This is a genomic window from Rhizobium sp. AG207R (genome assembly GCF_027109195.1).
GTDB lineage: Bacteria > Pseudomonadota > Alphaproteobacteria > Rhizobiales > Rhizobiaceae > Rhizobium > Rhizobium dioscoreae.
This window is the reverse complement of the sequence record NZ_JAEPVT010000002.1, coordinates 606,392-617,247: the sequence shown is the minus strand read 5'-3', so window position 1 is coordinate 617,247 and position 10,856 is coordinate 606,392. Positions and strand designations below refer to the sequence as shown.

The 10,856-nt window shown below is 61.2% G+C and carries 11 protein-coding genes; 9 read left to right on the top strand and 2 right to left on the bottom strand.

All coding sequences use genetic code 11. From position 1 onward, the window contains the following. Positions 1-26: 26 nt before the first annotated feature. A complete protein-coding gene (locus JJQ51_RS06970) occupies positions 27-446 on the bottom strand; it encodes a hypothetical protein (protein ID WP_145633344.1) in 420 nt (139 codons plus the stop codon). Positions 447-583: 137 nt separating this feature from the next. Further along, positions 584-2,104, bottom strand: a complete 1,521-nt coding sequence (locus tag JJQ51_RS06965) for an ArnT family glycosyltransferase (RefSeq protein WP_145633341.1) — start codon at positions 2,102-2,104, stop codon at positions 584-586. Between the two features lie 718 nt (positions 2,105-2,822). Between JJQ51_RS06965 and JJQ51_RS06960 the strand changes: the two genes are divergently transcribed. The 9 genes from JJQ51_RS06960 (at position 2,823) to cheD (ending at position 10,848) form a co-directional block, all read left to right on the top strand. Then, positions 2,823-4,469, top strand: coding sequence for a globin-coupled sensor protein (locus JJQ51_RS06960; protein ID WP_152095648.1), 1,647 nt, complete (start codon positions 2,823-2,825; stop codon positions 4,467-4,469). 61 nt (positions 4,470-4,530) lie between these two features. Further along, positions 4,531-4,827, top strand: coding sequence for an STAS domain-containing protein (locus JJQ51_RS06955; protein ID WP_069611290.1), 297 nt, complete (start codon positions 4,531-4,533; stop codon positions 4,825-4,827). Beyond that, positions 4,824-5,189, top strand: coding sequence for a chemotaxis response regulator CheY1 (gene cheY1, locus JJQ51_RS06950; protein ID WP_004128526.1), 366 nt, complete (start codon positions 4,824-4,826; stop codon positions 5,187-5,189). Before JJQ51_RS06955 ends, cheY1 begins: the two co-directional genes overlap by 4 nt. 16 nt (positions 5,190-5,205) lie before the next feature. Then, entirely contained in the window at positions 5,206-7,491 is a 2,286-nt protein-coding gene (locus JJQ51_RS06945; protein ID WP_152095546.1) for a chemotaxis protein CheA, read from the top strand. A 4-nt stretch (positions 7,492-7,495) separates the two neighbouring features. Further along, positions 7,496-7,963 carry a chemotaxis protein CheW gene (locus JJQ51_RS06940; protein ID WP_113332068.1) on the top strand — a complete coding sequence of 156 codons (468 nt, stop codon included), beginning with the start codon at positions 7,496-7,498 and terminating at the stop codon, positions 7,961-7,963. Next, on the top strand, positions 7,960-8,868 hold the full coding sequence (cheR, locus tag JJQ51_RS06935; RefSeq protein WP_113332069.1) for a protein-glutamate O-methyltransferase CheR: 909 nt from the start codon (positions 7,960-7,962) through the stop codon (positions 8,866-8,868). The genes JJQ51_RS06940 and cheR overlap by 4 nt, the downstream gene beginning before the upstream one ends. Beyond that, positions 8,865-9,908: a protein-glutamate O-methylesterase CheB gene (gene cheB, locus JJQ51_RS06930; protein ID WP_152095545.1), complete on the top strand. Its 1,044-nt coding sequence runs from the start codon at positions 8,865-8,867 to the stop codon at positions 9,906-9,908. Before cheR ends, cheB begins: the two co-directional genes overlap by 4 nt. After that, complete coding sequence (locus JJQ51_RS06925) at positions 9,908-10,297, top strand: response regulator (RefSeq protein WP_095433933.1); 390 nt, start codon at positions 9,908-9,910, stop codon at positions 10,295-10,297. Before cheB ends, JJQ51_RS06925 begins: the two co-directional genes overlap by 1 nt. Continuing rightward, positions 10,294-10,848 (top strand): chemoreceptor glutamine deamidase CheD, encoded by a 555-nt coding sequence (gene cheD / locus JJQ51_RS06920; protein WP_113351212.1) that lies wholly within the window; start codon positions 10,294-10,296, stop codon positions 10,846-10,848. Before JJQ51_RS06925 ends, cheD begins: the two co-directional genes overlap by 4 nt. Positions 10,849-10,856: the final 8 nt, after the last annotated feature.

Genomic DNA, 10,856 nt, shown 5'->3' with positions numbered 1-10,856 from the left:
AAATTCAGCGCGTCTGCGCCAAACGCTTAGGCGAGCGCGCCTGGAGGCGCACGTGCGAGATAGGCGTGAAACGCCAGGGATTCGAACCGTGTGGCATCATCCGGGCGGTACGATTGCCATGAGGTTGCCGGATATCCGAGGGTAGGGAGGGCAGCAAGCGTTGCAGGCCCTATATCGTGCCATGTAGCTTTCGGCGTCACCAGCCGATCGGCAACGACGATTCCGCGGACCGGGTCACGCAGTGATAGATAGAGAGGCTGGGTGTCTTTGCCCGAGGAGAGCGCGTCCGCATCGGCGCGCGCGGCAAGGTTGATGCCACCGCCAAGCGCCAATCCGATATAGGCGAAGAATGCGACGAACAGCGAGGCGATCACGCGCGCTCCGGCGCGGTGCGTCCTGTCGTCTCTATCTTCGCTGTCGGCGGCGCCGAATTCAAGCGGGCTCAACGGTCCAAAATGCCTTCATTCCTTTGCCGGAGCGAACTCCAGCGGTTCGGTCATGATAACAGGACGCTTGGCGTCTTCCTAGTGTGGCCTGTCATGATGCAGTTGCACGAGCCGGTCAACAGTCCCGGCTCGATTTCTTAATTTTCCGTCGCACCCGCTGCCGACGATTTAGGCGCCAGGCAGGATGCCGGGACGCGATAGGCATAAAGCGTCTTGCCCTTCATCTCGCCATAGGGTGGCGACCAGCTCTTGATGAGTTCGGCCTGGCCTTCCGGGCAATCGATCGGATCGTTGTCGACGAACAAGACCGGACCGGTCACGCTGACCGGCAGGGAGAAATCCTGCTCGTAATAATTCGCGGGGAAGCCGCCGAAGTGGCGGGCATAGATGTGGAACGGCTTGCCTTTCAGCGTGTAGTAGAGATCGGCGAGGATATCGCGGTCCTGGGCAACGATTTCAGTCAGTTTCGCCTCCGTGGCGATATTGGCGATTTCTTCACTGATGACGCTGCGGCCGACATAGCGCTTCATGACAAGATCGCCGTTCGGCAGCTTGATGTCATAGGCAAACACCGTCAGCACCGGGATCACGAAGGCGACGACGGCGCCTATGATAAGCGAGGTGCTCAGCCCCTTTTTCGTCAGGCGATAGAGCAGCCAGACGGCGAGAATGGTGCCTGCGGCATAAGCCGAGACGGCCCAGTTGGCATAGGCCTTGGCGAGGAGGGCCTGCAGCGTGATCAGCGCCACGACAGGCACAGAGAGCCAGAACAGCAGCTTTTCCCGGTCGTCGCTCTGCCCGCGGATCAATCGCCACGTCGCCCACAAAAGCGCGTAGAAGACGACCGGGCCGACGACGCCGAACTGGGCACCGAAGAAGCTGAGCCCGTTGAGTATGTGCTTCAGCAGGGTGTTGCCGCCGCCGCTCTTGCTCCATTGGGCGATGTTTTCGGTGTGCTTTATGGTCGTCGCATCATGGGTGAGATTCCACCAGAGATTGGGGGAAACGACGATGGCCCCGATAATGGCGGCAATGGCAACGTCCCGCCAGGCGATACGCGCCGAACGCATCGTCAGCATGGCAATGCCGACACCGGGCAGAAGGAAGAGCACCGAATATTTCGTCAGGAAGGCGATGCCGAGGCTGGCACCGAGGATGACAGCTTCCAGCACCGAGGAACGCCTGGTCAGCCCGATAAAAGCCCAGATGGCGATGGTTACGAACAGGATCTGGATCGTGTCCGTCGATACCAGCACGGCGGAAAGCGAGGCAGCCGGCAGCGTGATGAAGATGACGCCGACCCATGGCGCGATCTCGCGTCCGGTCTCGTCGTCGATCAGCCGCCGCGTCGTGCACATCAGCATCAGGGCGGTGGCAAGATGGAAGAGCGGCGCCGATATGCGGATCCAGAAGGTCGAATCCGAGCCGGAGATCGTATTGAAGAAGCGGATGACCCAGGCAATCATCGGCGGCTTGGAATAATAGCCGAAATCCAGATTCTGGCCCCAGAACCAATATTGTGCCTCATCGACGAAGAGGTCCGTCCTGTTGAGGAGCAACATGAGCACGCGCCAGAGCGTTACTCCGAAGATGATCGCAAGGGCGAGGCCCAGCGAAAGTTTCTGGGCATTTGTTCGGGAATGGGTCGTGTCGAGCATTAAAGGATGGGTCTCGGTGCCTGATCGTGAGGCTTAATACGGAACTATTGAGGCCAAAGCTAGCTCCTGCCATCCGCGGGAACTACAGCGCTCGCATCGTGTGGCCGCGAAGTGCCATATGTCCGATTTCGGATATCAGATGTCCGTTAAAGCTCCTAGAGAATGCGAGGGGTAGCTTTGCCGCGCGCCGCTTCGATGCGGGACAGAAGCATGAAGGCCGCAAGCGTCAAGCTGGCCATCAGCGAGGCGGTCAAACCAAGAACAATCATTGCTCTCTCCGTAGCGACATCGGAAGTGTCTATCCCTTGGGTAGTAAGGGATGAAGCTTGCTCGTGACTTGCGATCGATGTTCTTCCACGGCGACAAACTATATCTGAAAGTAATCGCTAATTTAGTATAGATCAGTAGGAGACATGCCTTCTTCCGTCATTAACCTTCGGGCAAGGAATTAACCATAAATATTGAGCCTGAACGTCGGAATGGGAAAATTGTGACTCGTTCTCAGCAGGCATGAAGCCGCCCCGTCGTACCGGGTCCGATCCGGTATCCATGTCATCAAACAGGTCCGCAATAGACTTTGATGAACGAGCGAGCTTCGGTGCCTCGATCACATGATCGACGGCTACGGCTGCCTTTCCTCGCCTCCTCATTGCGCCTGGCGCGGATCATCAGCGGTTTCGCCGGCGCTTGAATGCGCGGCAGTTCGGCAGGGACGACTTTGGCGCAGGATTCGCCGTCAGATCAGGCACGCAGGGCGCAGGCTGGCAGCCTTCGCGACCGTTTGCGTTTTGCTGGTCTCGATGCCGGGCAATGCGAAACCTTGCGCCGTCACCGGCCAATGCTCGAAGCGCATCTGAAAGCCGGCCTGCGCGATCTTTTCCACCGCTTTCAGGCCTATCCGGACGCCGCGCGCAATTTTTCGAGCGAAAGCCAGCTCGAACGCCTTCAGGATCTGCAATCCTCCCATTGGGATGTGCTGACGGATGCACGCTTCGACAGCCTTTATGCCGAGCGCGTCAAGGTTCTGTCCGACAGCGAAAGCAAGATGGGGCTCGATCCACGCTGGCACGTTGCGGGCCATGGGGTCGTGCTGGAGCATCTTCTTGCCGGCCTGCTCGAAGACATGGGCGGCCGTACCATTCTTCCGGGAGCCAAGCGTCGTGCCCGTGAACTGAGCGAACTTGTCACAGCGATCGTTCGGCTCGTCATGGTCGATGTCGAGATTGCCGTATCGTTGCGGTTCAACGAATTGCGGGTCGGCCACCAGCGCGCGCTCGCGGAACAGCGGACGGCTGATCGCGCCGAGGCGGCCGCCATTATCGTCGATCTCGCCAATGGCCTTGCCAATCGCGATCTGACGACGCGCCTGCCGATGGATTGTCCCGAGGCCTATGCCGAGGTTGCGGAAGCCTTGAATGCGGCGCTGGCGGATATCCAGCAGCAGTTTTCGGTTCTATCCGGCGGCGTGCTGGCGGCTGAGACGACGGCCGAGACCATCGCCCGCGCCTCGAAATCTCTGGCGGAAACCTCATCGGAGCAGTCGCAGGGCCTTGCGGCCTCCGCCCGGCAGCTTGCGGAGCTTGCCGAACAGGTCCGCGGCAATGCGGCCAATACGCGTTCGGCCGAGCTCGTCGCCGCATCGACGCGTACAGCCGCGGAAGACAGCGGCCGAATCGTCGGGCAGGCGATCTCCGCTATGGCCGATATCGAAACGTCAGCCGAAAAGATCGGCCAGATCATCGGCGTCATCGATGAGATTGCCTTCCAGACCAATCTTCTCGCACTCAATGCTGGCATCGAGGCAGCCCGCGCCGGCGACAGTGGCCGCGGCTTTGCCGTCGTCGCGCAGGAAGTTCGCGCGCTTGCCCAGCGTTCCGCCGATGCGGCCCGCGAGATCAAGGTGCTGGTGACGGGAACAAAGGCGCAGGTAGATGCAGGCGTCCAGATGGTCGGCCGCACCCAGGACGCGATCGGCAGCATTGTGCGCCAGGTGACGGATATCAACGAAGCCATTTCCGGAATTGCGGCTGCGAGCGACGAACAGGTCGCCGGCCTTCAGGCGCTGACATCGGATATCGGCGGCCACAGCGAGCGGGCGGCCGCCGCCGGCAGCAATGCCAGCCGCTCCGAGCAAGATGCCGATCACCTGCATACCGTCGTCGTCGAGCTCGGCCGAACCATCCGCGAGTTCCGCATCGAGCGCGAGCGGCGGCATGCCGTCGCTGGCGTGCCGGTCAGAGCCGCGCAGCAGCGACAGCTCCCCGCCCGCGAGGAATTCGGCACTGCGCAGAATGACGAGGAGATGGCCGATTTCGGCTTCCCGCTTCGCAGGACCGCAGCGGGAGGCGATCGCAATGCCTATTGATCTTTCAGTTTCATGCATATGCGGCCGACGGGCCTGATTTCAGACAACAAGGAATAAAGCGATGCCGAGCAGGAAAGGCGAAAAGACAATCAGTCTGGCCGCGGTGCTGGACCTCAACGAGGCCTCCGCCCTTCGCGGCACGTTGATGGGGTTGCGCGGCAGCAATGTCGCGATCGATGCGTCCGGCGTCGAAAGGATCGGGACCTTGTGCGTGCAGGTCATCATGGCCGCCGCCAAGACCTGGGATGAGGACAAGCTCTCCTTCACCTTCTCCAAGGTGTCGGATGCATTTCAAAAAACGATGCAGGTGATCGGGGTGGATATCTCCCATCTGCTTGCCAAGGAGATCCGGCAATGAAGAAAAAAGTGCTGACCGTGGATGATTCACGGACCATTCGAAACATGCTTCTCGTGACCCTCAACAATGCGGGTTTCGAGACCATTCAGGCCGAAGACGGTGTCGAGGGCCTGGAAATCCTGGAAGAAGCCAATCCCGACGTCATCGTCACGGATATCAACATGCCGCGGCTTGACGGCTTCGGCTTCATCGAGGGCGTTCGCCGCAACGACAGATACCGCGCCGTTCCGATCCTCGTTCTGACGACCGAAAGTGATGCGGAAAAGAAGAACCGTGCCCGCCAGGCCGGTGCGACCGGCTGGATCGTCAAGCCGTTCGATCCCGCCAAGCTGATCGATGCCATCGAGCGCGTAACCGCCTAAACAGGATCCGCCCCTTATGGATATGAACGAAATCAAAGAGATTTTCTTCCAGGAGTGCGAAGAGCAGCTCGCCGAACTGGAATCCGGTCTCCTGAAATTGAATGATGGCGACCGCGACCCGGAAACCGTCAATGCCGTGTTCCGCGCCGTTCATTCCATCAAGGGTGGGGCAGGTGCCTTCGGTCTGGACGACCTGGTCGCATTCGCCCACGTCTTCGAGACCACACTCGATTGCGTTCGATCCAACAAGCTGGAGCCGACTCAGGATGTCCTGAAGGTCATGCTCAAGGCGGCCGACGTGCTGGCGGATCTCACCAACGCCGCCCGTGATGGCGGCAGTGTCGATCCGGCGCGCAGCCGCGGCCTCGTCAAGGAACTGGAAGCGCTGGCAAATGGCGATATTCCCGCGCCGTCGGCAGCGGCGGTTGCCGATGTTGCTTCGAAGCCCGTCGTGGCCGCGCCTGCGCCAACGGACGAAAGCGGTTTCCAGCCGATTCCCTTCAGCTTCGACGACGATTTCGGCAGCGATGAGCCGGCCGTCGATGCCAGGCCGGAATATGAAGTCAATTTCAAGCCCCGCTCCGATCTCTACGCCAAGGGCAACGATGCGACGCTGCTGCTGCGCGATCTCTCGCGGCTCGGCGAGATGAATATCTTCTGCGATATGGATGCGCTGCCGGGTCTTATCGACCTCGATCCCGAAGGCGCCTATTTCAAATGGGCGATCTCCATCAAGACGGACAAGGGCGAAGACGCCATTCGCACCGTCTTCGAATTTGCTGAATGGGACTGCGATCTCGATGTCCAGCTGGCTGGAAGCGGCGGGTCTTCGAGCGGCGAAGAATTGCCGATGATACCGGTGCCCTTCGATCTCTCGATCCTCGATGACGGCGCCGCACCGACTGCCGAAACCATAGAGGAGACATCCGCGCCGAGAAACGACGTCGCTGCCGCCGTGGCTGCTGCGGAAACCGCAAGCAACGTCACGCAGCTCGCCTCCGCTGCCGCACGCGTCGAGAAGAAGGAAGCCGCCCTTGCCGCCGCTGCCGCTTCCAATGCAGCCGCGGCGCAGAACAGTGCCGCCGCTGCCGCCGCCGGCCAGACCATCCGTGTCGATCTCGATCGTGTCGACCGCCTGATCAACCTTGTCGGCGAGCTTGTCATCAATCAGGCGATGCTCTCCCAGAGCGTCATCGAGAACGACAACAACGGCGCATCCTCCATCAACATGGGTCTCGAAGAGCTGCAGCAGCTCACCCGCGAGATTCAGGACAGCGTCATGGCGATCCGCGCCCAGCCGGTGAAGCCGGTCTTCCAGCGTATGTCGCGTATCGTCCGCGAAATCGCCGACATGACCGGCAAGTCGATCCGCCTGATCACCGAGGGCGAGAACACCGAAGTCGACAAGACCGTCATCGACAAGCTTGCCGAGCCGCTCACCCACATGATCCGCAATGCGGTCGACCATGGCGTCGAAACGCCGGAAAAACGCGCGGCACTCGGCAAGAACCCGGAAGGCACCGTTCGCCTGACGGCAAAGCATCGCTCCGGCCGCATCCTCATCGAGCTTGCCGACGATGGCGCCGGCATCAACCGCGAGAAAGTCCGCCAGAAGGCGATCGATAACGACCTGATCGCGGCCGATGCCAATCTTTCGGATGAGGAAGTCGACAACCTGATTTTCCTGCCCGGCTTCTCGACCGCCGACAAGATCTCCGACATCTCAGGCCGCGGCGTCGGCATGGACGTGGTCAAGCGCTCGATCCAGGCGCTCGGCGGCCGCATCAACATCAGCTCCAAGCCGGGGCAGGGTTCTGTCTTCACGATGAGCCTGCCGCTGACGCTCGCAGTCCTCGACGGCATGGTGGTCACCGTTGCCGGCCAGACGCTCGTCGTGCCGCTGACGGCGATCGTCGAAACGCTGCAGCCCGAAGCGTCCGCTATCCACTCCTTCGGTGCGAACCATCGTCTGATCTCGATCCGCAACAGCTTCTGCCCGCTGGTCGATGTCGGCCGTATCCTGAATTTCCGTGCCACGCAGGCCAATCCGGTCGAAGGCGTCGCGCTGCTGGTGGAATCGGAAGGCGGCGGTCAGCGCGCCCTCATGGTCGATGCCATTCAGGGCCAGCGCCAAGTCGTCATCAAGAGCCTCGAGGCCAACTACACGCATGTCCCGGGCATTGCGGCGGCAACCATCCTCGGCGATGGCCGGGTGGCGCTGATCCTTGACGTCGATGCAGTGGTCGGCGCTTCGCGCGGCCAGTCGCTGAAGCCTGAAATGTCTTATGCGGCGGTGGGGTGAATTGATGTCCTATGCCGTCAAGAGCCTGAGCCAGGGCAATCGCGAGCTGATCGCCTTCCGCATCGGCGACCAGGAATTCTGCGTCGACATCATGTCGGTTCGTGAAATCCGCGGCTGGACCCCGGCAACGGCCATGCCGCATGCGCCCGGTTACATGCTCGGCGTCATCAACCTGCGCGGCGCCGTGCTGCCGATCATCGATCTCTCCGCCCGGCTCGGCATGAAGCGTGCGGAACCGACGGCTCGGCATGTGATCATCGTCGCGCAAGTGAAGCGCAAGGTGGTCGGTCTTCTTGTTGACGCCGTATCGGACATTCTGACGATCACCGACGACAGCATCCAGCCAACGCCGGAAGTCTCCTCCGATCACGAGCGGCAGTTTGCCCGCGGCATCGTGGCGATCGACCGCCGCATGATCTGTCTGATCGAACTGGAAGCCCTGTTCCCTGAAAGCGAAAGCGAGGCTGCATGAGCGTGATGGGAGCAATGGATTTCAAGGCGTCTCCCGATGAGGTGCTGGCGAGCGGCGAATATCCGCTGACGCGCCGCGACCTCTCGGAAATCGCCGCCATGATCTATTCGGATGCGGGCATTTCTCTCAATGAGAGCAAGGCATCGCTCGTCTATTCCAGGCTGTCGAAGCATATCCGCGCGCTGGGGCTCTCCGGCTTCCGCGACTACTGCCAGCTGGTGTCTTCGCCCGCGGGAAGTGCGGCGCGTCGCGAGATGCTGTCGCATCTGACGACCAATTTCACCCGCTTCTTCCGCGAAAACCATCATTTCGATCATCTGCGCGACGAGGTTCTGCCGGGTCTCCTGGCGCGCGCCAAGGCTGGCGGCCGGGTGCGCATCTGGTCGGCCGCCTGTTCTGACGGGCAGGAGCCTTACTCGATCGCGCTGACGGTGCTTGCCTTGATGCCGAATGTCGCCGATTTCGATTTCAAGATCCTGGCAACGGATATCGACCCCAAGATCCTCGGGCTTGCCCGCGCTGGTGCCTATGACGAGTCTTCTCTCGAAACGGTTTCTCCGGCCATGCGCAAGCAGTGGTTCCAGGAAGTCAATGTCCAGGGCCGCCGCAAATTCCAGATCGACGATCGCGTCAAGCGGCTCATTACCTTCAACGAGCTGAACCTGCTCGGGCAATGGCCCTTCAAGGGCCTGTTCGACGTCATCTTCTGCCGCAACGTCGTCATCTACTTCGACGAGCCGACGCAGACGAAGATCTGGACGCGCTTTGCCGGCCAGCTGCAGGATGCCGGCCATCTCTATATCGGCCACTCCGAGCGGGTCGCCGGCGAGGCCAAGCACGTCTTCGACAATATCGGCATCACCACCTATCGCTATCTCGGCAAGACCGCGGGGAGGAAGCCATGAATTCTCCTGCTCGTGTTCTCGTGGTCGATGACTCCCCGACGATGCGCGGCCTGATCACCGCCGTCCTGCGTGCCGATCCAGAAGTCGATGTCATCGGCCAGGCCGGCGATGCGATGGAAGCGCGCGCCGCCATCAAGGCGCTCAATCCGGATGTCGTCACCCTCGATATCGAGATGCCGAACATGAACGGCCTCGAATTCCTGGAAAAGATCATGACGCTCAGGCCGATGCCCGTCATCATGGTCTCCACGATGACGCATCGCGGCGCTGACGCGACGCTTGCCGCTCTCGAGATCGGTGCGTTCGATTGCGTCGGAAAGCCTTCGCCTGGCGAGCCGCATCCTTTCGGCGATTTGGCAGAGAAGGTAAAGGCGGCTGCCCGCTCTCAACGTCAATATGTGAAGCCCGCCGCCCAGCGGGTGCCGCCGCCGGCCGTCGCGGATTTCCGTGTGGGCCGCAAGATCGTCGCGATCGGTTCCTCCACCGGCGGCGTCGAGGCGCTGATCAACGTCTTGCAGAAGTTCCCGGCCAATTGTCCGCCGACGGTCATCACGCAGCATATGCCGCCGACCTTCACGCGCAGCTTTGCCGAGCGCCTGAACCGCCTCTGCGCCCCGGTCGTCCAGGAGGCGACCGATGGTGCGCGGCTCGAAATCGGCAAGATCTATCTGGCGCCGGGCGGCGAAAGGCACCTCAGGGTCGCCAATTCCGCGGCACCCCATTGCCGTCTGGTGGACGGCGGGCCGGTGAACGGCCATCGCCCTTCCGTCGACGTGCTCTTTGATTCGGTTGCCGAACTGGCAGGCCGCAATGCCGTCGGCGTGATCCTGACCGGCATGGGGCGCGACGGCGCCGCCGGTCTCCTCAAAATGCGCCATGCCGGCGCGCGCACCATCGGGCAGAACGAGAAGACCTGCGTGGTCTACGGTATGCCGAGGGTCGCCCACGAGCTTGGTGCAGTCGAACAGCAGTTTCCGCTGAACGCCATTGGCGAGGAAATTTTGAAAGCCACAGCCGCCCGAAAGGAAGGGAGCGAATAATGTCTCTAGCGGAGAAAATCAAAGTTCTGATCGTTGACGATCAGGTCACCAGCCGCCTGCTGCTGAGCGATGCGCTGACGCAGCTCGGATTCAAGCAGATCACGGCTGCCGGCGACGGTGAGCAGGGGATGAAGATCATGCAGCAGCAGCCGCATCATCTCGTCATCTCCGATTTCAACATGCCGAAGATGGACGGGCTCGGCCTCCTGCAGGCGGTGCGCACCAACCCGACGACCAAGAAGGCGGCCTTCATCATCCTGACGGCGCAGGGCGACCGTGCGCTGGTTCAGAAGGCGGCGCAGCTCGGTGCCAACAACGTGCTCGCCAAGCCCTTTACCATCGAAAAGATGAAAGCTGCCATCGAGGCCGTCTTCGGAGCTCTAAAATGATCGTCGAAGGTGCTGCCCGCCGCGTGCATATTATTCAGGGCGAGTACAAGGTCATCAGCGATCCCGAAGTGGTGCTGACGACCATTCTCGGCTCTTGCGTGGCGGCTTGCCTGCGCGATCCCATCGCCGGCGTTGGCGGGATGAACCATTTCCTCCTTCCGGGAATGGCGAACTCGCCGATGAGCGGCGGCGATGCGACGCGTTACGGCGTGCACCTGATGGAACTTCTGATCAACGGCCTCCTGAAGAAGGGCGCAAGGCGTGACCGGCTCGAGGCGAAAGTTTTCGGTGGCGCCAAGACGATCGCGACCTTCTCCAATGTCGGCGAGCAGAACGCGGTCTTTGCCATGCAATTTCTGAAAGACGAAGGCATCCCGGTCGTCAGCTCCAGCACGGGCGGCGAACACGGGCGCAAGATCGAATATTGGCCAATCTCCGGAAGGGCCAGGCAATATCCGCTGACCGGCGCCGAGACGCAGAAGACCGTGGCGCTGGAGCAGCGTCCGGTCGTTGCTCCGAAGCCGGTCGACAACACGATCGAATTTTTCTGATCAACGAG

Bases quoted from the DNA above. Each gene is read 5' to 3' on its own strand.
- JJQ51_RS06965 (WP_145633341.1), bottom strand. From the start codon at position 2,104: ATGCTCGACACGACCCATTCCCGAACAAATGCCCAGAAACTTTCGCTG.
- JJQ51_RS06955 (WP_069611290.1), top strand. From the start codon at position 4,531: ATGCCGAGCAGGAAAGGCGAAAAGACAATCAGTCTGGCCGCGGTGCTG.
- cheY1 (WP_004128526.1), top strand. From the start codon at position 4,824: ATGAAGAAAAAAGTGCTGACCGTGGATGATTCACGGACCATTCGAAAC.
- JJQ51_RS06945 (WP_152095546.1), top strand. From the start codon at position 5,206: ATGGATATGAACGAAATCAAAGAGATTTTCTTCCAGGAGTGCGAAGAG.
- JJQ51_RS06940 (WP_113332068.1), top strand. From the start codon at position 7,496: ATGTCCTATGCCGTCAAGAGCCTGAGCCAGGGCAATCGCGAGCTGATC.
- cheR (WP_113332069.1), top strand. From the start codon at position 7,960: ATGAGCGTGATGGGAGCAATGGATTTCAAGGCGTCTCCCGATGAGGTG.
- cheB (WP_152095545.1), top strand. From the start codon at position 8,865: ATGAATTCTCCTGCTCGTGTTCTCGTGGTCGATGACTCCCCGACGATG.
- JJQ51_RS06925 (WP_095433933.1), top strand. From the start codon at position 9,908: ATGTCTCTAGCGGAGAAAATCAAAGTTCTGATCGTTGACGATCAGGTC.
- cheD (WP_113351212.1), top strand. From the start codon at position 10,294: ATGATCGTCGAAGGTGCTGCCCGCCGCGTGCATATTATTCAGGGCGAG.